23 protein-coding genes are annotated in these 22,760 nt (G+C 72.0%); 17 read left to right on the plus strand and 6 right to left on the minus strand.

Going from position 1 to position 22,760, the window contains the following annotated elements; translation table 11 throughout:
- The first annotated feature begins 92 nt into the window (after nt 1-92).
- Together ACERM0_RS16345 and ACERM0_RS16350 are read left to right on the plus strand one after the other, a co-directional pair.
- A complete protein-coding gene (locus ACERM0_RS16345; RefSeq protein ID WP_373679687.1) occupies nt 93-476 on the plus strand; it encodes a plastocyanin/azurin family copper-binding protein in 384 nt (127 codons plus the stop codon).
- Nucleotides 473-865, plus strand: coding sequence for a hypothetical protein (locus ACERM0_RS16350; protein ID WP_373679688.1), 393 nt, complete (start codon nt 473-475; stop codon nt 863-865). Before ACERM0_RS16345 ends, ACERM0_RS16350 begins: the two co-directional genes overlap by 4 nt.
- 40 nt (nt 866-905) lie before the next feature.
- Here ACERM0_RS16350 and ACERM0_RS16355 read toward each other — a convergent pair whose 3' ends face one another.
- The gene (locus tag ACERM0_RS16355) at nt 906-1,280 is read right to left on the minus strand and encodes a hypothetical protein (RefSeq protein ID WP_373679689.1); all 375 of its coding nucleotides are present in this window, start codon (nt 1,278-1,280) and stop codon (nt 906-908) included.
- A gap of 142 nt (nt 1,281-1,422) precedes the next feature.
- On the opposite strand from ACERM0_RS16355, the gene ACERM0_RS16360 reads away from it, so the two are divergent.
- On the plus strand, nt 1,423-3,237 hold the full coding sequence (locus ACERM0_RS16360; protein ID WP_373679690.1) for an ABC transporter ATP-binding protein: 1,815 nt from the start codon (nt 1,423-1,425) through the stop codon (nt 3,235-3,237).
- A gap of 174 nt (nt 3,238-3,411) precedes the next feature.
- Complete coding sequence (locus ACERM0_RS16365; RefSeq protein ID WP_373679691.1) at nt 3,412-4,176, plus strand: hypothetical protein; 765 nt, start codon at nt 3,412-3,414, stop codon at nt 4,174-4,176.
- Here ACERM0_RS16365 and ACERM0_RS16370 read toward each other — a convergent pair.
- Genes ACERM0_RS16370 through ACERM0_RS16380 form a run of 3 tightly spaced genes read right to left on the minus strand, consistent with a single transcriptional unit; the run spans nt 4,109 to nt 6,450 of the window.
- Nucleotides 4,109-4,954 (minus strand): SDR family oxidoreductase, encoded by an 846-nt coding sequence (locus tag ACERM0_RS16370; protein WP_373679692.1) that lies wholly within the window; start codon nt 4,952-4,954, stop codon nt 4,109-4,111. The genes ACERM0_RS16365 and ACERM0_RS16370 overlap by 68 nt on opposite strands.
- Nucleotides 4,951-5,766, minus strand: coding sequence for a serine hydrolase domain-containing protein (locus ACERM0_RS16375; protein ID WP_373679693.1), 816 nt, complete (start codon nt 5,764-5,766; stop codon nt 4,951-4,953). The genes ACERM0_RS16370 and ACERM0_RS16375 overlap by 4 nt, the downstream gene beginning before the upstream one ends.
- Nucleotides 5,767-5,808: 42 nt before the next feature.
- Nucleotides 5,809-6,450, minus strand: a complete 642-nt coding sequence (locus ACERM0_RS16380) for an HAD family hydrolase (RefSeq protein WP_373679694.1) — start codon at nt 6,448-6,450, stop codon at nt 5,809-5,811.
- 181 nt (nt 6,451-6,631) lie between these two features.
- On the opposite strand from ACERM0_RS16380, the gene ACERM0_RS16385 reads away from it, so the two are divergent.
- Complete coding sequence (locus tag ACERM0_RS16385) at nt 6,632-7,858, plus strand: EAL and HDOD domain-containing protein (RefSeq protein WP_373679695.1); 1,227 nt, start codon at nt 6,632-6,634, stop codon at nt 7,856-7,858.
- A gap of 22 nt (nt 7,859-7,880) precedes the next feature.
- On the opposite strand, the gene ACERM0_RS16390 is transcribed toward ACERM0_RS16385, so the two are convergent.
- A complete protein-coding gene (locus ACERM0_RS16390) occupies nt 7,881-8,852 on the minus strand; it encodes a zinc-binding dehydrogenase (RefSeq protein WP_373679696.1) in 972 nt (323 codons plus the stop codon).
- A 143-nt stretch (nt 8,853-8,995) separates the two neighbouring features.
- On the opposite strand from ACERM0_RS16390, the gene soxR reads away from it, so the two are divergent.
- The 3 genes from soxR (at nt 8,996) to ACERM0_RS16405 (ending at nt 11,436) form a co-directional block, all read left to right on the plus strand.
- A complete protein-coding gene (gene soxR / locus ACERM0_RS16395; RefSeq protein ID WP_373679697.1) occupies nt 8,996-9,499 on the plus strand; it encodes a redox-sensitive transcriptional activator SoxR in 504 nt (167 codons plus the stop codon).
- A 130-nt stretch (nt 9,500-9,629) separates the two neighbouring features.
- Nucleotides 9,630-10,418 carry a VIT1/CCC1 transporter family protein gene (locus ACERM0_RS16400; RefSeq protein WP_373679698.1) on the plus strand — a complete coding sequence of 263 codons (789 nt, stop codon included), beginning with the start codon at nt 9,630-9,632 and terminating at the stop codon, nt 10,416-10,418.
- A 115-nt stretch (nt 10,419-10,533) separates the two neighbouring features.
- Nucleotides 10,534-11,436: a VOC family protein gene (locus ACERM0_RS16405; RefSeq protein WP_373679699.1), complete on the plus strand. Its 903-nt coding sequence runs from the start codon at nt 10,534-10,536 to the stop codon at nt 11,434-11,436.
- Nucleotides 11,437-11,498: 62 nt separating this feature from the next.
- Here ACERM0_RS16405 and xylB read toward each other — a convergent pair whose 3' ends face one another.
- Nucleotides 11,499-12,947, minus strand: a complete 1,449-nt coding sequence (gene xylB, locus ACERM0_RS16410) for a xylulokinase (protein WP_373679700.1) — start codon at nt 12,945-12,947, stop codon at nt 11,499-11,501.
- A 181-nt stretch (nt 12,948-13,128) separates the two neighbouring features.
- Between xylB and ACERM0_RS16415 the strand changes: the two genes are divergently transcribed.
- The 9 genes from ACERM0_RS16415 (at nt 13,129) to ACERM0_RS16455 (ending at nt 22,627) form a co-directional block, all read left to right on the plus strand.
- Nucleotides 13,129-14,301, plus strand: a complete 1,173-nt coding sequence (locus tag ACERM0_RS16415) for a Gfo/Idh/MocA family protein (RefSeq protein ID WP_373679701.1) — start codon at nt 13,129-13,131, stop codon at nt 14,299-14,301.
- 76 nt (nt 14,302-14,377) lie between these two features.
- Complete coding sequence (locus ACERM0_RS16420; protein ID WP_373679702.1) at nt 14,378-15,385, plus strand: sugar phosphate isomerase/epimerase family protein; 1,008 nt, start codon at nt 14,378-14,380, stop codon at nt 15,383-15,385.
- Nucleotides 15,386-15,772: 387 nt separating this feature from the next.
- Nucleotides 15,773-16,876 carry a Gfo/Idh/MocA family protein gene (locus ACERM0_RS16425; RefSeq protein ID WP_373679703.1) on the plus strand — a complete coding sequence of 368 codons (1,104 nt, stop codon included), beginning with the start codon at nt 15,773-15,775 and terminating at the stop codon, nt 16,874-16,876.
- A 38-nt stretch (nt 16,877-16,914) separates the two neighbouring features.
- Entirely contained in the window at nt 16,915-17,811 is an 897-nt protein-coding gene (locus tag ACERM0_RS16430; protein WP_373679704.1) for a sugar phosphate isomerase/epimerase family protein, read from the plus strand.
- Nucleotides 17,808-18,671: a branched-chain amino acid ABC transporter permease gene (locus tag ACERM0_RS16435; protein WP_373679705.1), complete on the plus strand. Its 864-nt coding sequence runs from the start codon at nt 17,808-17,810 to the stop codon at nt 18,669-18,671. Before ACERM0_RS16430 ends, ACERM0_RS16435 begins: the two co-directional genes overlap by 4 nt.
- Nucleotides 18,668-19,735 (plus strand): branched-chain amino acid ABC transporter permease, encoded by a 1,068-nt coding sequence (locus ACERM0_RS16440; protein ID WP_373679706.1) that lies wholly within the window; start codon nt 18,668-18,670, stop codon nt 19,733-19,735. Before ACERM0_RS16435 ends, ACERM0_RS16440 begins: the two co-directional genes overlap by 4 nt.
- A 60-nt stretch (nt 19,736-19,795) precedes the next feature.
- On the plus strand, nt 19,796-21,145 hold the full coding sequence (locus ACERM0_RS16445; RefSeq protein ID WP_373679707.1) for an ABC transporter substrate-binding protein: 1,350 nt from the start codon (nt 19,796-19,798) through the stop codon (nt 21,143-21,145).
- Entirely contained in the window at nt 21,142-21,924 is a 783-nt protein-coding gene (locus ACERM0_RS16450; RefSeq protein WP_373679708.1) for an ABC transporter ATP-binding protein, read from the plus strand. The genes ACERM0_RS16445 and ACERM0_RS16450 overlap by 4 nt, the downstream gene beginning before the upstream one ends.
- Nucleotides 21,914-22,627: an ABC transporter ATP-binding protein gene (locus ACERM0_RS16455; RefSeq protein ID WP_373679709.1), complete on the plus strand. Its 714-nt coding sequence runs from the start codon at nt 21,914-21,916 to the stop codon at nt 22,625-22,627. Before ACERM0_RS16450 ends, ACERM0_RS16455 begins: the two co-directional genes overlap by 11 nt.
- Nucleotides 22,628-22,760 lie beyond the last annotated feature (133 nt).

Raw genomic sequence — 22,760 nt, forward strand, 5'->3', positions numbered from 1 at the left:
ATCGCCGAGGCAGGTCGCGCTTCCCGGCCGACGGCAGCGGCGTGGCGGCTTCGTAGCGTCATCCACCGTGACGCGACCCAGGAGCCATCGTCATGTCGATCCATCCGTCCCGTTCCCGCCTACTGCCCGTGATGCTGGCCGCTGCGGGCCTGCTCGTTGGCTGCGGCGCCGCCGCGTCCACCTCGGACGAGCCGGGTGCGTCCGCTGGCGGCGACGCCCCCTCGGTGGACGCCGCCGCGACCGTGTCCGTCGTCGACAACACCTTCGAGCCCGGCACCGTGGCGGTGACCGCCGGCGAGACGGTCGTCTGGACGTGGGAGGGCAACGCACCGCACGACGTCAGTGGCGACGGGTTCGCCAGCGACGTGCGACGCGCCGGCACCTTCACCCACACGTTCGAGCGCCCGGGCACCTACGAGTACGTCTGCACGCTGCACGCCGGCATGACCGGGGTCGTCGAGGTGGCCGACGCATGAGACGGATGACGGGCCTGACCATCGCGCTCGCGGCCGTCGCGGCGGGGGTGCTGACGCAGGCGATCCTGGCCGGCGGGTTCCTCGGCGGTGCCGGGGGCGCCCGCATCGGCCACGCGTTCGTGGGCTTCCTGCTGCCCTGTGTCGCGCTGGTCCCGGCGGTGCTCGCGTTCGTCGAGCGCGGCCGGCGGGACGTGCCCGGCTGGGCGGTCATCGGCGCGGCCGCGCTGCCAGTGCTCCTCTGGATCCAGAACACCCTCGGGCACCTGCCGTTCGCGCCCGCGACGGCGATCCACGTGCCGCTCGGGGTGTCGTTGTTCGGGTTGAGCGTCGCCCTGACGATCGTCTCGGCGCGCGCCACCGAACGGACCGGCACCGACGTGGGGCGCTGACGTCGGCCCGGTCGGGGCGGTGCTCGGCCCCGGTCGGGTGTCAGCGCAGCGAGTCCTCTAGGTCGCGCACGGCCTGGTTGGCGAGCTCGAGCTGGTCCTGGTCGGGACGGTCGCCCAGCGCCATCAGCGACGCGACCGCCCGGTCGGCGGTGTCCGGCTCGAGGGCGAAGCCGCCCCGGTCGATCCGGTCCATGCCCATCGCGGGGCGGGTGGCCGGCTCGCCACCGTCGATGCCCATCCGGTCCATGATCCGGTCGAGACGGCCGGCGAGCTCGCGCCAGCCGGAGTCGGCGTGCTCGTCGTCGGCGCCGTTGCGGGAGGCGAGCTCGCGCGACTCGCGCAGGACCTGCACGATCTGGAAGTCCTGCGTGAAGCGCATGGACTCCTCCGGCAGCGGCTTGCGGTCGTCGGCCATGGCGGCTCCTCCTGTCCTCGTGCTCGCGACCGTGGCGGACGCTCCGACCACCCGCAAGCGCGTCCCGCCGACGGTCGGGCACCGCCGGAACGTCGCCTACCCTTGGCCGGCCCTGCTCCTGTCTCCCCACGGTGAACCGCCCGTGCCCGACGTCCTGCCCGCGCGCCCGCGGGGGCCCGCGCCGTTGCTGCGGCTGTGGCGCTACGCGCGCCATCGCCGCCGACAGGCCGTGCTCGCCACGGTCGCGTCGGTGCTCAACACGCTCTTCGACATCGCGCCGCCGTACCTCATCGGCATGGCGGTGGACGTGGTGGTCGCCGGCGAGGGCTCGCTGATCGGGCGCTGGTTCGGTCTGACGGCCCAGCGCGACCAGCTCGTCGCCCTCGGCATCCTGACCGTCGTGGTGTGGGTCCTGGAGTCCGTCACCGACTACTGGGCCGACATCCTGTGGCGCAACCTCGCCCAGACGGTCGAGCACGAGCTGCGCGTGGACGCCTACGCGCACGTCCAGTCGCTGGACCTCGCCGCGTTCGAGGACCGCAGCACCGGCGGGCTGCTGGCGATCCTCAACGACGACGTCAACCAGCTCGAGCGCTTCCTGGACCACGGTGCGCTGCTGATCATCCACATCGCCACGTCGATGGTCGTGATCGGGGGCACCTACCTGGTGGTCGCGCCGGGGATCGGGCTGCTGGCCGTCCTGCCGGTCCCGCTGATCGTGTGGGGCTCGCTCCGTTTCCAGCGGCTGCTGGAACCGCGTTACGCCGACATCCGTGCCCGCGTCGGAATCCTCAACGGGTCGCTGGGCAACGCGCTGGGCGGCATCGCCACGATCAAGGCGTTCGGCGGGGAGCGGCGCGAGCTGGCCCGGATCACCCGCGAGTCGGACGACTACCGCTCGGCCAACCGGTCCGCGATCTGGCTGTCCAGCGCGTTCGTGCCGCTGATCCGGATGCCGATCCTGGCCGGCTTCACGGCGATCCTGATCGTGGGTGGGTTCCGGGTCCTGGACGGCAACCTCGACGTCGGCGTCTACACCGTCATGGTGTTCATGGTGCAGCGGCTGCTGTGGCCGCTGACCCGGTTGGGTGAGGTGCTGGACCAGTACCAGCGCGCCATGGCGTCCACCCGCCGGGTGCTCGACCTGCTCGCCGAGCCGCGCCACGTCGTCGGCGGCCGGCGTCCGCTCCCTCGGGCCCGCGGCGACGTCGACTTCGACGGCGTGCGGTTCGCCTACGCCAGCGGCGACGAGGTGCTGCGCGGCATCGACCTCCACGTCCCGGCCGGGCAGACGCATGCCATCGTCGGCGCGACCGGCGCCGGCAAGTCCACCGTCGTCAAGCTGCTCCTGCGGCTGTACGACGTCACCGCCGGCGCCGTCCGCCTCGACGGCATCGACGTGCGCGAGTTGCGGCTCGAGGACCTGCGCGGCGCGATCGGGCTCGTCAGCCAGGACGTGTTCCTGTTCCACGGCACCGTGCGCGAGAACCTGCTCTACGGCCGGCCGGACGCCACCGACGAGGAACTCGCCGAGGCGGCCCGGCTGGCCGAGGCCACCGAGTTCGTCGAGGCGCTGCCGGACGGGTACGACACCGTGGTCGGCGAGCGGGGCCAGAAGCTGTCCGGCGGTCAACGCCAGCGGTTGTCCATCGCGCGGGCGATCCTGCGGGACCCGCCGGTGCTGGTCCTCGACGAGGCCACTTCGGCCGTCGACAACGAGACCGAGGCGGCCATCCAGCGCTCGCTGGCCCGCGTGGCGCACGAGCGCACCACCATCGTGATCGCCCACCGGCTCTCCACGATCCGGCAGGCCGACCGCATCCACGTCCTGCACGACGGCGAGGTGGTGGAGGCGGGCAACCACGACGAACTGCTCGCCCTGGACGGGCGTTACGCCGCCCTGTGGCGGGTGCAGACCGGCGAGGCCGAGCCGACCCCCTCCACCCCCCACCCCTGACCTGCCCCCGACCGGCGTCCGAGCCGATCTGCGGAGCAACCTGGGGTAGCAACACCCCGGTGTCGCTCCGCACGTCCGTCGCCAGCGTCGGTACATCTCACGAAGCAGCGGTTGTCCACAGGTGACGGGCGGCCGAGCGCACCGCTGGCGTGTCGACACACAACGCTGGCGGGCATGTGGAAGAACTTCTTCGAGTACGCCGCCGACCACGACGGCCCGGTGCAGGCGCACGCCGCCGCAGCCGCGACCGGTCTCACCGTCGGCCGCCTGCGCGCGCGGGCGCGCCGCGAAGGCTGGTGGACGCCGCCCGAAGTCCGCCATGTCTGTGACCATCGGCTGGCGGTGGTCTCGGCACCGAGGCTCGTGCGCGACCTCGCCGGCGGGATCACCCTCCATCGCCTGACGGCCCTGACGATCGACCTGGTGCAGCAGCGTCATCTGCGCCTCGAAGATCTCGCCCGCCTGCTCGCGCAGCAGAAGCGCTTCGAAGGTCGGCCGCTCGTCACCGCCGTCGTGGACCGGCTCGAGGCCAGCGGGCGCGTCGACTCCATTCCTGAGCTCCGGGCACGTGACCGTCTGGTCGAGGCGGGCATTCCGCTGGATCGTGGCCAGGTACGCGTGGTGTGTCTCGACGGGGTCCCGATCCACTTCGACCTCGGCATCGCGGTGATCCGCTTCGGCATCGACATCCGACTTCCTCGCGCTGACGAGGGAGACGGTCCGGGAGCAGTCGCTGCGCTTCCTCGATCGCCCCTGGCCTTGATTCCCGTCGGCGCACGGTCGGCCCAGGAGCACACGTGCCGCCAAGTGCGGAGTGACACCCCTGGGTTCCCACCCCAGTTCGCTCCGCAGATCCCGCGGCGAGGCGGGGTCAGGGGTGGCGGGTGCCGGCGCCGGCGAGGACGGCGGTGTAGCCCTCGCGGTAGGTCGGGTAGGTGAACCGGAAACCGGTCGCGACGAGGCGGTCGTTGCGGCAGCACTTGTCGCCGCCGCGCGATCGGCGGTCCGCGCCGACGGGCGGCGCCGGGCACCCCAGCTGCTCGGCGAGCCACCGCAGCACCTCGCCGCGCTCGACGGGGGCATGGTCGACACCGAGGTACACGCGGGCCGGCGCCGGCACGCGCGTGAGCAGGTGGACGATGGCTTCGGCGGCGTCGTCGCGGTGGATGCGGTTGGTGTGCGCCGGTGCGGCGGGGATGGTCGCGGTCCCACTGCGGACCTGGTCGATCAGGCGCGTGCGTCCGGGCCCGTACACGCCCGCCAGCCGGAACGTCGTCGCCGGGAAGGGCCCGTCGAGCAGCGACCGTTCGGTCTCCACGAGCACCTGCCCGGTCGCCGACGTGGGCTCGGTGGGCGTGTCCTCGTCGACCCAGCTGCCGTCGTCGACGCCGTAGACGGCCGTGCTGGAGACGAACAGCACCCGGGCGGGCGCCGCCCCCGCCGCGCGCAGCCCCGCCAGCACGCGTGCAAGCCCGTCGCGGTAGACGCGCCGGTACGCCGCGACGGACCGTTCGCCCGGCGCGGCGGCGAAGACGACCGCGTCGGTGTCGGCCGGCAGCGGCGGCAGTTCTCCGCCGAGGTCGCCCGCGAGCCGCTCGAAGCCGTCCGGGAGCCGTGCCGGGGTACGGCGCAGCCCGACGACGGTGTGGCCGTCGCGCTGCAGGCGTAGCCCGGCCTCCGTGCCGAGATCGCCGCAGCCGGCGACGAGGACCTTCATCGCCCGTAGACGTCGACGACGGCGTCCTGCAGTGCGGGCCAGGCGTCGCGGCACCAGTCACCGAACGGCCGGTCGGCCAGCGAGGCGATGCCCAGGCCGGCCTCGGGGTCGACGACGACGAACGACCCGCTCTGACCGAAGTGACCGTAGGACGCCGCCGAGAGCCGAGCACCCGTCCAGTGCGGGTCCTTGCCGTCCTTGATCTCGAAGCCCAGCCCCCAGTCGTTGGGACGCTGGCGACCGTGGCCGGGCAGGACCCCGTCCAGGCCCGGGAACGCCACGGTCGTCGCCTCGCGCACCAACGCCTCGTCGAGCAGCGTCGGGGCGAGCAGTTCGCGACAGAAGGCCAGCAGGTCCGTCACGGTGCCGCGCGCGTCCTTGGCCGGCGAGCCGTCCAGGACCGTGTCGTGCATGGCCAGGGGCGTGAGCACCTCGTGTTCGAGGTGCTCGGCGAACGACAGCCCGACGCGCTGTTCGACCAGTTCGCCCAGCACGTCGAACCCCACGTTCGAGTAGACGCGGCGGGCGCCGGGGGCGCCGGTCGGCCCGGTGTCGTCGAACGACAGCCCCGAGGCGTGCGCGAGCAGATGCCGGACGGTCGCGCCCTCGGGCCCGGCGGGCTCGTCGAGGTGCAGCGCCCCGTCCTGGACGGCGACCAGGACCGCATAGGCGGCCAGCGGCTTGGTGACGGACGCGAACGGCAGCACGGTGTCGACGTCGCCGCGCGCCTCCAGCGTCGTGTCGGCGTCGGTCACGCCCACGCCGACCGTGTCGACCGGCCAGTCGTCGACGGGAGCGAGGAGGTCGGCCACGACGGCTCCGGAGGGCATCGAAGGTGGGGGATGGGCCGGAGGCTACAGCTGCCCGACCAGCTCCCGCGGTGCGTCGACGATCCGCTGGGCGCCCGCGCCCGTGAGCTCGGCGTCGCCGAACCCACCACAGCGCACGGCGATCGCGCGCATGCCGGCTCGCTGGGCCGACAACGCGTCCCACGGGGCGTCGCCGACCATGATCGCCTGGGCCGGGTCGATCCCGGCCTGCGTGCACGAGGTCAGCAGCAGGTCGGGCGCCGGCTTGGAGGTCGCGACGTCGTCGGCGTCGGTGTAGGGCAGGTCCTTGCGGCCGAGCACCTCGAGCAGGGCCTCGCGCTCCTCGGTGCTCGCCGACGTGGCGATGATGTAGGGCACCTCGCGCCGGTCGAGGTCGTCGAGGAGCTCCAGGGCGCCGGCGGTCCGCTCCAGCGTGTCGGCGCGGTCGAGGAACCGCTGGGTGTGGGCATCGGCCAGGGCATCGGCGTCGTCGACGTGGCGGCCGAGCAGCCACGGCACGATCCGGTCGCTGCCCATCCCGATCCCGGCGTGGATGCGCCACTGGGGGACCGCGTAGCCGGCCTCGTGGAAGGCCTCGTGCCAGGCGACGACGTGCTGGTAGACGGAGTCGACCAGCGTGCCGTCGAGGTCGAGGAGGATGCCTGCGGTGGGGTGTGGGGTGCTCATGCGGGGCAGGATGGAGCACCGCGGCCGGCGCCGCGCGGCCACGGCTCGGCCACACGACCGGCCTGGGCGTACCGCGCAAGTTCCGCGCCGTCCTGCCGACAGTCCGAACGGGGCCCTGATGGGGTCCTCGGGCGTCACCCGCCCGACACGGGGCAGGTCCCCAGGCGACGGAGCCGAGGCGATGCACAACCTGCTGGGCGAGGTGCTGGTGTCCCGGCAGCCCATCCTCGACCGCCAGCTCGAGGTGGTCGGCTACGAGCTGCTGTACCACGAGGCGGAGACCGACGCGGTGGCCGGCGCCGCCACCAAGGACGCCAGGGGCGTCGCCCGCATCCTCGTCGACGGGGTGCTGGCGATGGGGCTGGAGGAGCTCACCGGCGGCGAGGACGCCTGGGTCGAGGTGCCACTCGACCTGCTGGCCGGCGGGGCGCTGCTCGACGTGCCGCCGAAGGGCCTGCTGCTGTGCGTCGCCGAGGGTGCTGACCGCCTGGCAGACTTGCGCGAGGCCCTGGTCCGCCACCGCGGAGCCGGCTTCCGGCTCGGGATCGTCGGCCTGACGGCGGACGACCCGCGGCGCGAACTGCTCGACCTCGCCGACGTCGTGAAGGTCGACGCCCGCGAGGACAGCTGGCGCGAGGCGCTGCCGCTCGTGCGCGAACTGGCCATGGACCGGCACCGCGTCGCCGTCACCGGCGTCGAGGACCCCGACGGCTTCGACGTGCTGACGTTCGCCGGCGCGCAACTCGTCCAGGGCTTCTTCTTCACCCGCCCGCGCGCGGTGCGCGGCGTGCGACCCCTGGGGCTCGCGCCCGGCCACCTCGCGCTGCTGCGGGCCCTGGCCGCCGAGGAGGTCGACCTGAACGAGGTCGAGGAGCTCATCCGCACGGATCTCACCCTCTCGGACCGGTTCCTGCGCCTGGTCCGGGCGGCCTGCGGCTGGCGCGAGGTGGAGTCGATCCACCACGGGCTCGTGCTGCTCGGCGTCCGCGCCGTGCAGCGTTGGGTCGCACTGCTGCTGCTGTCGGCCACCGACCGTGAGGCGCCGCGCGAGCTCGTCGCGGTCGCGAGCACCCGTGCCCGCGGCTGTGAACTGCTCGAGGAGCTGCGTGGCGGCAGCCGGCGGCTCGAGGCGTTCGTGCTCGGCATGTTCTCCGTGCTGGGTCCCGACGGCCTGCTCGACCGCCAGACGCTGGACGCGCTGCCCGTCGACGGCGACGTCCGGCACGCGCTGGAGACGGGCGAGGGCCCGCTGCGCGAGCTGCTGGAGCTGCAGTTGGCGAGCGAGAAGGCGCAGTGGGAGCGGTTGGTGACCGAGGGTCGCCGTCTCGGCTTCGCCCCGCGCCAGCTCGCGCGGGCCCACGCCGATGCGCTGACCTGGTCGGCCAGCGTGAAGCTCGCCGCGACCTGAGCGCCGGGCGGGTCGGACCGGCTCAGAACGCGAGCAGGATCTTGCCCTTCTTGCCGGCCGCCTCGAGATGGTCGAACGCGTCGGTGACCGCGTCGAGCGGGTAGGTCGCGTCGACCAGCGCGTGCAGACGGCCGGTCGCGAGACCCGGCACGAGTTCGCGCTCGAAGGCACGCACGGCGACGGCCTTCTCCACGGTCGAGCGGGCCCGGAGCACCGTGCCGACGATCCGTGCCCGCTTGCCCATCAGCGCGACGAGCGGCAGCTCCACCTTGGAGCCGGCGCCCACGCCGACGACGACGATCCGGGCGCCGGTGGCCAGCACCTGCAGGTTGCCGGGGAAGTGGGGCGCGCCGACCAGCTCGAGGACGACGTCCACGCCCGCACCGGCGGTCGCCTCCGTGACCTGCTCGACGAAGTCGGCGTCGTCGACCGGGCTCGCGCCCAGCGACGCCACGAGGTCACGACCCGCCGCCGAGCGGGTCACCCCGAACGCCCGGGCACCAGAGGCGGCGACGATCTGCAGCGCCGCCGTGCCGACCCCACCGGTGGCGCCGTGCACCAGCACCCGCTCGCCGGGCGCGAGCGCGGCCTGCGTCCGAAGCGCGTCGTGCGCCGTGATGAAGGCCTCCGGGACGGCGGCGGCCTCGGCGTCGTCGAGGTCGTCGGGTACCGCGGCCAGGTGCGACTCGTCGACCAGCACCCGGCTGGCCAGCCCGCCGCCGCCGACCAGGCCGAAGACGCGGTCGCCCGGCCGCCAGCGCCGGACGCGGTCGCCGGTCACGACGACCTCGCCGGCGACCTCCAGGCCCGGTACGTCCGTCGGCGCCCCGGGTGGCGCCGGGTAACGGCCGCCTCGCTGCAGGACGTCGGCCGGGTTCAGGCCGGCGTAGCGGACGGCCACGACCACCTCCGTGCCCTGGGGGATCGGATCGGGCCGCTCGCGCACGTGCACCACCTCGTTGCCGCCGGCTCCCTCGAACACCACCGCGCGCATCCGTGCCACCTCCGTCACGTCGTCGGGCCGAGCCTAGGGACGCCGCGACGCCGAGGCGCTGCGGCGTCCCGCGACCTCCAGTAATGTCGAGGTTCCGCCACTGCGGGCGGGTGGCCACCGACACCGGGCGACAGGAGCAGGCCATGGCAGACGAGTTGGCGGTCGGTGCCGTCGCCGAGCGCTCCGGCGTGCCGGTGTCGACCCTGCACTTCTACGAGGAGAAGGGGCTCATCGCCTCGCGCCGGACGAGCGCCGGCCACCGGCGCTATCCGCGGCACGTGCTGCGACGGCTGGCCTTCATCCGGGTCGCGCAGCGGGTCGGGCTGAGTCTCGAGCAGATCCGGGCGGCACTGGACACGCTCCCGCACGACCAGGGGCCGACGCAGCAGGACTGGCAGCGGCTGTCGGCCGGGTGGCGGCCGATGCTCGACGAACGCATCCACCTGCTGGAGGCGCTGCGCGACCAGCTCGACTCGTGCATCGGCTGCGGGTGCCTGTCGCTCGAGACCTGCGGCCTGCGCAACCCGCAGGACGCGGCCGCCCAGCGCGGCGCGGGCCCGCACTACCTCCTCGACGCGGCCGGCGTCGACGACGACCGGCAGACGCCGCCCACCGGCGCCCGCCGACGAGCGGGAAGGGCAGGCTGACCTCGCTTGAAGGGCGACCGGGCGCCGGATACAAAACGATGACGCGGGCCTTCGCCGCGGGGTGCAGCTTCGCCTCACCTCACCTCGCCGTCCCGGTCGCGCGCACCTTCGCGCCTCGAAAGGTGTTGCCATGGCGACCCCGCCCGGCGGACGTCCCCGCTCGGCCCACGACTACCCGCTGGCGGAGATCGCGGAGCACATCCGCCACGAGCGCCGCCGCGTGTCCGTGCTCGGCGAGGTCCGCGAACTGGTCTTCGGCGCCCAGGACGGGCTGGTGTCCACCCTCGCGGTCGTCGCGGCCGTCGTCGGTGCGAGCAGCGACAACCGCGCGGTGCTGATCGCCGGGCTGGCGTCGGCCATGGCCGGGGTGTTCTCCATGGCCGTCGGCGAGTACATGGGGTCCAAGAGTCAGGACGAGATCTTCGACTGGCACCTCGCCGACGAACGGCGCGAGGTCCGGGAGCGCCCGTTCGAGGCGCAGGCCGAGGTGGCGTGGCTCTTCATGGAGGAGGGCATGCCGGCCGAGGACGCCTGGGAGGTGTCGGGCATCATCTCCCGACACCCCGACTCCCTGCTGGCGACGATGGTCGCCAAGGAGCTCGGCCTGCAGCACAGCCTCGGCGAGGAGACGGCCGGATCCCCGCTGCGTGGTGCGCTGGTGATGGGCGCGGCGTTCGCCGGCGGCGCCGTCGTCCCGGTGCTGCCGTTCCTCGTCGCGGAGGGGCTGCCCGCACTGACCGCAGCGAGCGTGCTGACCGGTCTGGTGCTGTTCGTGATCGGCGCGGTGAAGTCGCGCTGGACCCGACGGTCGTGGCTCACGTCGGGCCTGGAGATCCTCGCGCTGGCGGCCGTCGCCGGTGTCGCCGGCTACCTGTTCGGCACCGTCCTGCCGACGCTCCTCGGTTTCGGCGGCCTGTAGGTGTGACGTCCGGCACGTGCCGTGCCGGGCGCGCGTGGCGCTCGGTGCCGGGACGGACCGATGGGTCGCGTGGCCCGGACCCGTCCGACCCTTCGACGCGATCGGAGGACGCGAGATGCAGGGGATCACGCCACACCTGTGGTTCGACACGGAAGCCGTCGAGGCGGCCAGGTTCTACTGCGAGGTCTTCCCCGACTCGAAGGTCACCAGCGTCGTGACGCTGCCCGGTACCCCGTCGGGCGACACGGACCTCGTGGCGTTCGAGCTGTTCGGCCAGCCCTTCATGGCGATCAGCGCCGGCCCGCTGTTCCGGTTCAACCCATCGGTGTCCTTCGCGATCGCCTGCGAGACCGCCGACGAGGTCGACCGGTACTGGGAGCAGCTGTCCCAGGGTGGATCCGTGCTGATGGAGCTCGGCAGCTACCCGTTCAGCGAGCGCTACGGCTGGACCACGGACCGCTACGGGCTGTCGTGGCAGGTCTCGCTCACCGAGGGCGGGGTCGCCGGCCAGCGGATCACCCCGACGCTCATGTTCGTCGACGACGTGCGCGGCCGTGCCGAGGAGGCGATCGGCTTCTACACCTCGGTGTTCCCCGACTCCGGTGTGGATCTGACGGTGCCCTACGGACCCGACGCCGAGCCCAACGCCGCGAGCGACGTCATGTACGCGAGCTTCCGGTTGGCGGGCCAACCGTTCGCCGCCATGGACAGCGCCCTCGTGCACGACTTCGGGTTCAACGAGGCGATCTCGTTCCTCGTCGAGTGCGACGACCAGGCGGAGCTCGACCGCTACGCCGACGCGCTCTCGGCGGTCCCCGAGGCCGAGCAGTGCGGCTGGATCAAGGACCGCTTCGGTCTGTCGTGGCAGATCGCGCCCGCCGACCTCGACCAGATGATGATCGAAGGGTCGCCCGAGCAGATCGCACGCGTCACCGACGCCTTCCTCGCGATGAAGCGCTTCGACCTCGCCGCGCTGCGGCGCGCGTACGAGGGCGCCGCCGCACGCGTCGCCGACTGAGCCGCGTTGCGAGGCGCGGCGGCGCGTCCCGGGCTGCGACCGGCCCGCCGCGCCCGGGCCGGTCAGCCGCCCGGACCGCGCAGCAGGAACGATGCCGCCGTGCGCGTGGCGACGATGCGCTCCAGCGTGTCGTCGCCCCGCGTCACGGGGTCGATCTCGTGACCGGCGCCGTGTCCCCAGCGCCGGGCGATCACCGACGGTTCCTCACCGCTCAGGACGCCGGCGGCCTGGGCGGCGGCGCCCAGCGCGACGTGCTCCGCCTCCGCCGGTATCCGCAGTGCCCGTCCCGACAGGCGCTGGACGACGTCCCGCCAGGTCGCGCCCTTCGCACCGCCGCCGATGAGGACGAGCGGGGCGTCGGGGTCCACACCGGAGGAGTGCCGGTCGATGGCGTCCAACGCCTCGATCAGCGAGGCCACCGCACCCTCGTACGCGGCCCGCAGGATCTCGCCGGCGCTGGTGTCGTGCCGCAGTCCGACGACGAGGCCGCTCGCCTCGGGCAGGTTGGGCGTGCGTTCGCCGTCGAGGAAGGGCAGCACGACCACGTGCGAGCGCTCGCTGACCTCGTCCCGGTCCAGGCCGAGCCAGTCGGCCATGCGGTCCACGGCGAGGGTGCAGTTGAGGGTGCACGCCAGGGGCAGGAACCGGCCGGTCGCGTCCGCGAAGCCGGCCACCGTCCCGGACGGGTCCGAGGCCGGTCGCGTGCTACGGGCGTAGGCCGTGCCGGACGTGCCGAGCGACAGCACCGGCGTGCCGGGCCCGAGCCCGAGCCCGAGCGCGGCCGCCATGTTGTCGCCCGTGCCGGCAGCGACCGGGACCCCCGCCCGCAGCCCGAAGTCGCGGGCCGCGTCGGCGGTCGTCTCGCCGGCCTGCTCGCGGGGCCCGACGACCCGCGGGAGCGCGGCGACGTCCAACTCGATACCGCTCGCGCCGAGGACCCCGTCGTGATACCGCTCGTGGATCGACGACCACCACCCGGTGCCGGACGCATCCCCCCGATCGGTGGTCGCCTCCCCGGTGAGGCGGCCGGTCAGCCAGTCGTGCGGCAGCTGGACCCGCTCGGCACGTGCCGCGACCTCGGGTTCGTGCTCGCGCAACCACCGCCACTTCGTGACCGTCACGGACGGGACCGGCACGACCCCGACCTGCTGGGCCCACCAGGTCGTGCCCCCGTGCTGTTCGACCAGGTGCCGCGCCTGCGGGGCCGACCGGACGTCGTTCCAGAGCATGGCGGGACGCAGCGGCGCTCCGGCCCGGTCCGTCACCACGAGGCCGTGCTGCTGGCCACCGACGGCGATGGCCGCGATCTCGTCCGCCATGCCGGTCTGCGCGAGGGCCCCGGCGAGCGCCGCGTGCCAGACGGCCGGGTCGGTCTCCCGCGCGCCGTCGCGGCCGTGCACCTCGTGGGGAGCGCGGGTGGTCGCCAGCACCTCGCCCGTCGCGGCGTCCACCACGACGACCTTCGTCTGCTGGGTCGAGCAGTCGATGCCCGCGACGACTTCCGCGCCCATGGCGACCTCCCTGACGGCGTGGCCGGACGCTAGGTCCGTCGCCGTTTTTTGTCCAGCAGTGCAACAAACACCTGGCGCACGAGGTTTGTGGTCGACAACGACGAATTCTTGGTAGGTTTGCGACGGGCCGCTCGGGGGAGCCCCGGGCGGGCAGACGGCTGCAAGGACGACGGGAGAAGTCATGAGCAAGCCGAGGCTCGGGATCGCCATGATCGGCTATGCCTTCATGGGGCGCGTCCACTCACAGGCCTGGCGCAGCGTGAACCGGTTCTTCGATCTGCCGGCCGAGGTGGACAAGACGGTCCTGTGTGGCCGCAGTGAGGTCGCGCTCAAGGAGGCCGCGGCGACGCTCGGCTGGGCGGAGACCGCGACCGACTGGCGTGCCCTGCTCGAACGCGACGACATCGACGTCATCGACATCTGCACCCCCGGGTCCTCGCACGCGGAGATCGCGGTCGCGGCGCTGGAAGCCGGCAAGCACGTCCTGTGCGAGAAGCCGCTCGCGAACACGCTGGCCGAGGCCGAGGCGATGACCGCCGCCGCGGACGCCGCCCGGGGCCGCGGGGTGCGCTCCATGGTCGGGTTCAACTACCGGCGGGTGCCCGCCCTCGCCTTCGCCCGCCAACTCATCGCGGACGGGCGGCTCGGCACGATCCGTCACGTGCGGGCGCACTACCTGCAGGACTGGATCGTCGACCCCGACTTCCCGCTCGTCTGGCGGCTGCGCAAGGAGGTGGCCGGGTCGGGTGCCCTGGGCGACATCGGGGCCCACATCGCCGACCTCGCGCAGTACCTGGTCGACGACCACATCACCGAGGTGACGGCCCTGATGGAGACGTTCGTGCGCGAACGCCCGTTGGCCGGCGAGTCCAGCGGGCTGTCCGCGAGCGCCGGCGGCGCCGCGACCGGCGAGGTGACCGTGGACGACGCCGCGCTCTTCCTCGCCCGTTTCGGTGGCGGCGCCATCGGCACGTTCGAGGCGACCCGCTTCGCGACCGGGCGCAAGAACGCCATGGGCCTGGAGATCAACGGCGCCCGCGGCAGCATCGCGTTCGACTTCGAGTCCATGAACGAGTTGTGGTTCCACGACCACACGCTCGACCCGGCCGAGGCCGGCGCGCGACGCATCCTCGTCACCGAGGAGACGCATCCCTACCTGGCGGCGTGGTGGCCGCCGGGGCACGTGCTCGGCTACGAGCACACCTTCACCCACGAGATGCGTGACTTCGTGGAGGCGGTCGCGACCGGCGTCGACCCGCGGCCGAGCTTCGCCGACGGACTGCAGGTCCAGCGCGTGCTCGACGCGGTCGAGACCAGTGCCGCCGAAGGGCGCTGGCAGGCCGTCGAGCGCTGAGAGCCGTTCGAGGAACGAGAACTGCGGTGCCGGAGCGCGAGGACGGACCGGCGCCCGTGTCTGGAGAGGAGACGTCATGCCGCGTCCTGTCACCCTGTTCACCGGGCAGTGGGCGGACCTGCCCTTCGAGAAGCTGTGCGCGATGGCGGCCGAGTGGGGCTACGACGGCCTCGAGATCGCCTGCTGGGGCGACCACTTCGAGGTCGACCGCGCGCTCGCGGAGGACGACTACGTCGACCGCCGCCGCGAGATCCTGGCCGATCATGGCCTGCACGTGTGGACGATCAGCAACCACCTCGTCGGGCAGGCCGTCTGCGACGACCCCATCGACGAGCGTCACCAGGGCATCCTGCCGGCCCGCATCTGGGGCGACGGCGAACCCGAAGGCGTCCGGCAGCGCGCGGCCGAGGAGATGAAGGACACCGCTCGCGCCGCGGCCAGGCTCGGCGTAGACACCGTCGTCGGTTTCACCGGGTCGAGCATCTGGCACACGGTGGCGATGTTCCCGCCCGTCCCGCCGGCGATGATCGAGCGCGGCTACCAGGACTTCGCCGACCGGTGGAACCCGATCCTCGACGTCTTCGACGAGGTCGGCGTCCGCTTCGCCCACGAGGTGCACCCCTCCGAGATCGCCTACGACTACTGGTCGACCGTGCGGGCGTTGGAAGCGATCGGTCACCGGCCGGCGTTCGGGTTGAACTTCGATCCCAGCCACTTCGTGTGGCAGGACCTGGACCCGGTCGGGTTCCTGTGGGACTTCAAGGACCGGATCTACCACGTCGACTGCAAGGAGGCCGTCAAGCAACTCAACGGCCGCAACGGTCGACTCGGCTCGCACCTGCCGTGGGGCGACCCGCGGCGCGGGTGGGACTTCGTGTCCACGGGCCACGGCGACGTGCCGTGGGAGCCGGTCTTCCGCATGCTCAACGCGATCGGTTACGACGGGCCGATCTCCGTGGAGTGGGAGGACGCGGGCATGGACCGTCTGGTGGGCGGTCCGGACGCGCTCGCGTTCGTTCGCGCCCTGACGCAGATCGAGCCGTCCGAGGCGTCGTTCGACGCGGCATTCAGCTCGGGGGACTGAGGCCGCCGAACGGCCGGGGGGACGCATCGGCACGCCACGTCCGGTGGCGTGCCGATGCGTCGTGCGCGCCCGCCGCGGGGCTCGTCGCGCGCGGGGGAGGGCGGGGTTGCGCACGGCACGAAAAGGTCGCGCACGCTCCTTGACCCCGACGCGGGAGTCGGCTTAGCTATTCGTTGTGGTAGGGAACAAATCCTGGCCACGAGGTAGGAAGCAAGCACGGTCACACCAGCTGCCAACGGGAGTGGTAGCAGCGGGAGAGGTTCGCGCGCACCGCGACGACGTCTGCGGCGCGCTGGTGGACGCCCACCACCGAGGCGCCCGCCCGCACCACGCGGGCGAGGGCCCTGGTCGCCTGCGCCCGGAAACGACCATCGGAGGGAGACGGGAATGCGTGAGCGCGTACGTGTCGGGATCGTCGGCCTGGGCTTCGGCGCCGAGTTCATCCCGATCTACCAGCAGCACCCCGATGCCGAGATGCTGGCCATCTGCCAGCGCAACGAGGCTTCGCTGCACCAGATCGGGGACGCGTTCGGCGTCGAGCGGCGCTACTCGTCCTACGAGCAGATGCTCGCGGACCCCGACATCGACGCGGTCCACGTCAACACGCCGATCCCGGACCACGCCCCGCAGACCCTGGCCGGACTGCGTGCCGGCAAGCACGTCGCGTGCACCGTCCCGATGGCGACCACCGTCGAGGAGTGCGAGCAGATCGTCGCCACCGCCCGCGAGACGGGCCGGAACTACATGATGATGGAGACGGTGGTCTTCTCACGTGAGTTCCTCTACGTCCAGGACCTCGTGCGCTCCGGGGAGCTCGGTCGCATCCAGTTCCTGCGCGGGGCACACCAGCAGGAGATGGCGGGCTGGCCCGGCTACTGGGAGGGGCTGCCGCCGATGCACTACGCGACCCATGCGGTCAGCCCGCTGCTGGCTCTCGCCGGCAAGCAGGCCGAGTACGTCCACTGCCTCGGCTCCGGGCAGATCTCCGAAGAACTGACCGCGAAGTACGGCTCGCCGTTCGCGGTGGAGAGCGCGCTCATCAAGCTGCGCGACTCGAACCTGTCGGCCGAGATCACCCGCTCGCTGTTCGAGACCGCCCGCGAGTACGTGGAGAGCTTCGACGTCTACGGCGACAAGCTCTCGTTCGAGTGGGAGCAGGTCGCCGGGGAGCACCCGGTGATCCACCGCGGGGAGGACGCCTCGCGGGTCGAGGTCCCCGACTACGCCGACCGGCTGCCCGAGGGCATCCGGCGCTACACGACCAAGGGTGTCTACGACGCCGAGGAGAACGAGCACCTGTCGTTCAAGCAGGGCAGTGGGCATGGCGGTTCCCACCCACACCTCGCACACGAGTTCGTCCGCAGCATCGTCGAGGGCCGCAAGCCGCTCGTCGACGAGGAGACCGCGGCGAACTGGACCTGCGTCGGCATCTGCGCCCACGAGTCGGCCATGGCCGGCGGCAAGCGGGTCGACCTGCCCACCTTCGACTGACGGATCGCCGACGGCCACCGAGGAGACGAGGAGCCGCCATGAAGCTGGGCATGAACCTGTTCCTCTGGGACAGCGACGTCACCGACGAGAAGTACCTGCCGCTGTTCGAGCGACTGAAGACGATCGGCTTCGACGGCGTCGAGGTGCCGATCTTCGACGCCCGCCCCGAGGCGATCGCCGCACTGGCGCGCCGACTCGACGACCTCGGACTCGAGCGCACCGCCGTCACCGCAGCAGGAGCCCACAACGCGGTCATCAGCGCCGATCCGGCGGTGCGCCAGGCCGGCATCGACCATGTCCGGGCCGTGCTCGAGTGCTGCCACGCCGGCGGCATGGACCTGCTCGCCGGGCCCTTCTACGCCGGGCTCGGCGTCTTCAGCGGGACCGGCCCGACCGACGAGGAGTGGGAACGTGGTGTCCAGGCGTTCCGCGGCTTGTCCGAGGACGCTGCCGCGGCCGGGGTCACCCTCGCTCTCGAGTACCTCAACCGGTTCGAGATCTACCTCCTCAACAGCGCGGCGGACACGCGACGTCTGGTCACCGAGGTCGACCATCCGCACTGCCGGATGATGATCGACACGTTCCACTCGCACATCGAGGAGAAGGACGTCGGTGCCGCCATCCGCGACAGCGCCGACGTGCTGGTGCACATGCAGCTGGCGGAGAACGACCGCAGCACGCCCGGCAGCGGACAGGTGCACTGGGACGCGGTCTTCGGCGCCCTGGCGGACATCGGCTACGACGGCTGGCTGACCATCGAGGCGTTCGGGAGCGGGCTGCCGGAGCTCGCCGCCGCGACCTGCATCTGGCGGCGCATGTTCGACAGCGAGGACCAGCTCGCCGCCGACGGCCACGCTTTCGTCCGTGACGCCTGGGCCGCCGCGGTCGCGGCCGCCCCCGAGCGGCCGCGACTGGCCACCTCGAGCACCTCATGAGGCAGGTACTCGTCATCGGCCTCAACGGCCTGACCCTGGCCGCGCTGTACTTCCTCGTCGCCAGCGGCCTGACGCTCATCTTCGGGATGATGCGCATCGTCAACCTGGCGCACGGGGCGTTCTACCTGCTGGGCGGCTACCTCGGCTGGAGCGTGCTGCAGCGCACGGAACGGTGGGGCGTCGCCCTACTCGGTGCCGCGATCGCGATCGGTTGCGTCGGGCTGCTGATGTACGAGGTCCTGCTGCGGCGCATCGAGAAGGAGGACATGCGCGTCGCCCTGGTGACGATCGGGGTGTCGCTGATCATGGCCGACCAGATGCTGCTCAGCTACGGCGGCGTCGCCTACTCGCTGCGCACACCCGATTGGCTGCGCGGCGCCTTCGACTTCGGGTTCGCCGGCCTGGTCTACCCACGCGGCCGGCTGTTCACGCTGCTGCTCGCCGTCGTGGTGGGCATCGCCCTGTGGGCGTTCATCACCCGGACGCGCTTCGGCATGATCATCCGGGCCGGGGTCGACGACCGCGACATGGTCTCCGCGACCGGGATCAACGTCCGCGTGGTGTTCGCCGCCGTCTTCTTCCTCGGGTCGGCACTGGCCGGCCTCGGCGGCGCCGTCGGCGGCACCACCTTCTCCCTCGCGCCGGGGACCGACATCGAGTACCTGCTGTACTCGCTGATCGTCGTCATCGTCGGTGGCATGGGCAGCATCACCGGCGTCGCCGTCGGCGCGGTGCTGGTCGGACTCGTCTCGCAGTTCGCGCTCGGCTACATCCCGGCCTGGGCGTCGATCCTGACCTTCGCACTGATGATCCTCGTCCTGGCGGTCCGCCCGCAGGGGATTCTGGGGCGCGCCGCATGAGCCAGCTCATCGACACCACACGTCGGCGCACCAACTGGGTCGCCTTCGGCATCGTCCTGGCACTGCTCGTCGCGTTCCCGTTCGTGGTGCCACGGCCGCAGTTCTGGGTCGTCAGCGTCGGATTGCGCTCGCTCTGGCTCGGGATCGTGGCCATGAGCCTGATCTGGCTCGCCAAGACCACCGGGATGCTCTCGCTCGGCCAACTCACCTTCTGGGGCGTGTCCGGCTACACGGTCGCGATCCTCAGCACCACCGGCGACCTGCACTACGGGTTGTCCCTCCCTCTGGCCGTGCTGGCCGGGACGGCGGTCGGGTTCCTGGTGGCCCTGATCTGTGTCCGGACGCAGGGCGTCTACTTCCTGATGCTGACGCTGGCCGTCTCGCAGCTGGGCTACTTCCTGGTCCTGCAGGCCGCATCGCTGACGGGCGGGTTCGAGGGGATCGGCGGCATCCGCCGCCCGGAGCTGTTCGGGCTGTCGTTCGACGACCGCAACGTCCTGTACTTCTTCGCGCTCGCGGCGGCGGTCGGCTGCTACCTGCTCTGCCGCTACGTCGCGAGGACCCCGTTCGGGCTCGCGCTCGAGGGCGTGCGCGACAGCCCCGAGCGCATGCGCGCACTGGGCTACAACGTCTACTGGTACCGGGTCGCGGCCTTCACGTTCTCGTCGTTCCTCGCCAGCGTCTCGGGGGTGCTCGCGCTCTTCTACCACGGGCGGATCACGCCAGGCGCGGTCGACATGGTCCGGTCCGTCGACGTCCTGATCGTGTCCGTCCTCGGCGGGATCGGCTCCATCGCCGGCGCGTTCCTGGGCTCCACGGGGCTCACGATCCTGCAGAACTTCGCCCAGCACCCGGCCATCCCCGTCCGTCGCCTGACGCTGACCGGCGTGGTCTTCGTGGTGGTGCTGCTGTTCTTCCCCGGCGGGATCGTCGGGCTCACCGACCAGGCGCGTCGCGCCTGGTCGCGATTCCGGAGGCGGGACGGTGACCCGTCGGGTGACCGCGAGGAGGAGGGATCGGGCCGCGAGACGGCGGCGACGGGAAGTGCGACCACCCGTGGCTGAACCACGTCACGACCGTTGGGAGAGGCCGCGGGAGCGGCCAGCGACAGGAGGAGAGTTCGGATGACCAGCCGACTCCGAAAGTACAAGAGAGGCACCGCCACGCAGGCCGTGGCGGCGCTGGGCGTGTCGGCGATGTTGCTGGCCGCCTGTGGCACCGACGGCGACACGTCGCTCGGGGACGAGGTCGGTGGCACCGACCTGGGCGAGGAGGACCCGGGCGCCACGGACGACGACGGCGGCGAGGCCGCCGCGGTCGACGCCGAGGGCGACGAACTCGTCATCGGCCGCATCAGCGCCCTGGAAGGTGCCTTCGCGGCGTCCGCCGAGGACGGCGAACGCACCGTCCAGATGGTGCTGGAGGAGTACGGGCACCAGGTGGCGGGTCGCCCGATCCGCACGATCGTGGAGAGTTCGGACACCACGCCGGAGACGGCCGTCGACCGGGCCCGAAAGCTCGTGGAACAGGACGGCGTCCACATCATCCACGGCCCGCTGTCCGGCGGCGAGGGTGCCGCACTGGCCGACTACGCGAAGAGCGTGCCGCACGTGACGTTCGTCGACGCGGCCTCCGGTGGCACGGCCACGACGCTCGCGGACCCGGCCGAGAACTACTTCCGCTGGCACTCCGAGGGCGCGATGTGGACCAGCCCCCTGGGTGCCTACACCGTCGAGGAGCTCGGTTACACCAACATCGCGACGCTGGCCGAGGACTACGCCTTCCCGCACTCGCAGGTGGGCGGGTTCCTGGAGAGCTACTGCGCCGCCGGTGGTGAAGTCGCACAGACCTTCTGGGTGCCGCTCGGCGAGAGCGACTACAGCTCCGTGATCGCGTCCATCCCGGGGGACATCGACGCCATGTTCGTCTCCGTCGGTGGCTCGGACGCCGTCGACTTCCTCACGCAGGCCGAGGAATTCGGGGTGGACATCCCGATCATCGGCGGCTCCATCCTGGTCACCGAGGACGTGCTCTCCTCCGAGGGCGACGTGCGGGCCGCGTCCGCGGGCATCGTCAGCTCGGGCCCGATCCCGCCGGCCAGCGCGGACATCCCGGAGTGGCAGGAGTTCCAGCAGGCCTACCGCGACGCCAACCCCGACGCGTTCGACACCCCCACCCTCCAGGCCGTCCTCTACTACAACAGCTTCAAGTCCCTGCTGTTGGCGCTCGAGGAGAACGACGGCGTCGTCGAGGAGGACGAGGGCGCGTCGCTGCGCGAGACCATGTCGAACCTGCAGTGGGACTCGCCGATCGGTTCGCTCCAGCTCAACGAGAACCGCCAGGCCGAGACCTCCATCTTCATCTACGAGGTCGTCGACGAGGGTGGCGAGCAACTCGGCACACAGCTCGTGAGCACGGCCGAGGGCGTCCAGCAGGGAAGCGAGAACTGGGCGCGGCTGGACGGCTGCCCATGAGTTCCCTCGACACCACGTCCGGTCGCGACGGCTCGGCCCTCCACCTGACGGGCGTGTCCAAGCGGTTCGGTGGTGTGCAGGCGGTGGCCGACGTCGATCTCGACGTCGGCCACGGCCACCGGGTGTCCGTCATCGGGCCGAACGGGGCCGGCAAGTCCTCCCTGTTCAACACCATCGCCGGCGAGTACAAGCCCACGGCCGGGCGCATCGAGATGCTCGGCGAGGACGTCACCGGCTGGTCGATCCAACGGCGCGCGCACGCGGGGCTGGTCCGCACGTTCCAGACCTCGCGGCTGTTCACGGGCGTCTCGGTGGCCGACAACCTGTACCTGGCGCTGTGCGGGCTGCCACGGTCGGTCAACCGGCTGACCAACGCCGACCGAGACGACGACCGGCGGGCCCGGGCCCGCGAGCTGGCCGAACGGGTCGGTCTGCGCGCCAGACTGGACGCGGTCGTCGGCGATCTTTCGCACGGCGAGCAGCGGCAGCTCGAGCTCGCCATGGCCCTCGGCGGGAACGCCCGGGTGCTGATGCTCGACGAGCCGGCCGCGGGTCTCTCACCCAGCGAGCGAGGCCTGCTGACCTCGCTGCTGGAGGACCTGGATCGGGAGATCACCCTGCTGCTGATCGAGCACGACATGGACATCGCCCTGCGGGTCGCCGAACGCGTCGTGGTGATGGCCGACGGACAGAAGGTCCTCGAGGGCACGCCGGCCGAGGTCCGCTCCAGCGCCCTCGTGCGCAGCATCTACCTGGGAGGCGACCTGCATGCCAGCTGAGCCCGAGAACCGGCTCGTGGTCTCCGACCTCGACGTCTACTACGACCAGGTCCACATCCTGCAGCAGGTCTCGTTCGAGATCGGCGACGACGCGGTGGCGATGGTGGGCCGCAACGGGATGGGCAAGACCACCCTGGCGAAGGCCATCATGGGGCTCGTCCCGGCACGTGGCGGCTCGATCGAGTTCGGTGGCCGGTCGCTGCGCGGGCGCTCGCCGTACCAGATCGCCAACGCCGGTATCGGCTACGTGCCACAGGGCCGCCGGATCTGGCCGAGCCTGAGCACCCACGAACACCTGGTGATGGTGGGTGCGAAGCCGGCCGACCGGTGGAACGTGGACGCCGTGTACGACCTGTTCCCCCGACTCGCCGAGCGGCGGCGCGTCGGCGCGGCCAATCTGTCCGGTGGCGAGCAGCAGATGCTGGCGATCGGCCGGGCCCTGCTGACCAACCCACGTCTGCTGGTGATGGACGAACCGTCCGAGGGACTGGCACCGGCCATCGTCGAGCACCTCGTCAACACCCTGCGCACACTGATCGGCGAGGGGCAACGGGTGTTCCTGATCGAGCAGAACCTCGCCTTCGCGACGGCGCTGGGCGACCACGTGCTCGTCATGGTCAATGGCCGGATCGCGACCGAGATCTCGTCGCAGGAACTGCTCCACGACGAAGAGAAACAGAATCAGTACCTCGGGGTCGCCTGAGCGGCGAAACGGGCCGAGTCATGGCTCGTTGTCGTCTCGGATGGTCCCGAGGGTAAAGAGCGCGTCGGAGCCGGTCGCGCCCGGTTCATTTCGTCCTGCCGCGACGCCGCGCGAGGCGCTGCGATAAGGAGTC

The organism is Egicoccus sp. AB-alg2 (genome assembly GCF_041821065.1).
Lineage (GTDB): Bacteria > Actinomycetota > Nitriliruptoria > Nitriliruptorales > Nitriliruptoraceae > Egicoccus.

Excerpts from the sequence above, each read along its gene's own strand:
- ACERM0_RS16390 (WP_373679696.1), bottom strand. The coding sequence starts at position 8,852 with ATGCGCGCGGTGGTGTTCGAGGGAGCCGGCGGCAACGAGGTGGTGCAC.
- ACERM0_RS16435 (WP_373679705.1), top strand. The coding sequence starts at position 17,808 with ATGAGGCAGGTACTCGTCATCGGCCTCAACGGCCTGACCCTGGCCGCG.
- ACERM0_RS16355 (WP_373679689.1), bottom strand. The coding sequence starts at position 1,280 with ATGGCCGACGACCGCAAGCCGCTGCCGGAGGAGTCCATGCGCTTCACG.
- ACERM0_RS16350 (WP_373679688.1), top strand. The coding sequence starts at position 473 with ATGAGACGGATGACGGGCCTGACCATCGCGCTCGCGGCCGTCGCGGCG.
- ACERM0_RS16385 (WP_373679695.1), top strand. The coding sequence starts at position 6,632 with ATGCACAACCTGCTGGGCGAGGTGCTGGTGTCCCGGCAGCCCATCCTC.
- xylB (WP_373679700.1), bottom strand. The coding sequence starts at position 12,947 with ATGGGCGCGGAAGTCGTCGCGGGCATCGACTGCTCGACCCAGCAGACG.
- ACERM0_RS16380 (WP_373679694.1), bottom strand. The coding sequence starts at position 6,450 with ATGAGCACCCCACACCCCACCGCAGGCATCCTCCTCGACCTCGACGGC.
- ACERM0_RS16415 (WP_373679701.1), top strand. The coding sequence starts at position 13,129 with ATGAGCAAGCCGAGGCTCGGGATCGCCATGATCGGCTATGCCTTCATG.
- ACERM0_RS16365 (WP_373679691.1), top strand. The coding sequence starts at position 3,412 with ATGTGGAAGAACTTCTTCGAGTACGCCGCCGACCACGACGGCCCGGTG.
- ACERM0_RS16440 (WP_373679706.1), top strand. The coding sequence starts at position 18,668 with ATGAGCCAGCTCATCGACACCACACGTCGGCGCACCAACTGGGTCGCC.
- ACERM0_RS16425 (WP_373679703.1), top strand. The coding sequence starts at position 15,773 with ATGCGTGAGCGCGTACGTGTCGGGATCGTCGGCCTGGGCTTCGGCGCC.
- soxR (WP_373679697.1), top strand. The coding sequence starts at position 8,996 with ATGGCAGACGAGTTGGCGGTCGGTGCCGTCGCCGAGCGCTCCGGCGTG.
- ACERM0_RS16420 (WP_373679702.1), top strand. The coding sequence starts at position 14,378 with ATGCCGCGTCCTGTCACCCTGTTCACCGGGCAGTGGGCGGACCTGCCC.
- ACERM0_RS16405 (WP_373679699.1), top strand. The coding sequence starts at position 10,534 with ATGCAGGGGATCACGCCACACCTGTGGTTCGACACGGAAGCCGTCGAG.
- ACERM0_RS16400 (WP_373679698.1), top strand. The coding sequence starts at position 9,630 with ATGGCGACCCCGCCCGGCGGACGTCCCCGCTCGGCCCACGACTACCCG.
- ACERM0_RS16370 (WP_373679692.1), bottom strand. The coding sequence starts at position 4,954 with ATGAAGGTCCTCGTCGCCGGCTGCGGCGATCTCGGCACGGAGGCCGGG.
- ACERM0_RS16455 (WP_373679709.1), top strand. The coding sequence starts at position 21,914 with ATGCCAGCTGAGCCCGAGAACCGGCTCGTGGTCTCCGACCTCGACGTC.
- ACERM0_RS16450 (WP_373679708.1), top strand. The coding sequence starts at position 21,142 with ATGAGTTCCCTCGACACCACGTCCGGTCGCGACGGCTCGGCCCTCCAC.
- ACERM0_RS16430 (WP_373679704.1), top strand. The coding sequence starts at position 16,915 with ATGAAGCTGGGCATGAACCTGTTCCTCTGGGACAGCGACGTCACCGAC.
- ACERM0_RS16445 (WP_373679707.1), top strand. The coding sequence starts at position 19,796 with ATGACCAGCCGACTCCGAAAGTACAAGAGAGGCACCGCCACGCAGGCC.
- ACERM0_RS16345 (WP_373679687.1), top strand. The coding sequence starts at position 93 with ATGTCGATCCATCCGTCCCGTTCCCGCCTACTGCCCGTGATGCTGGCC.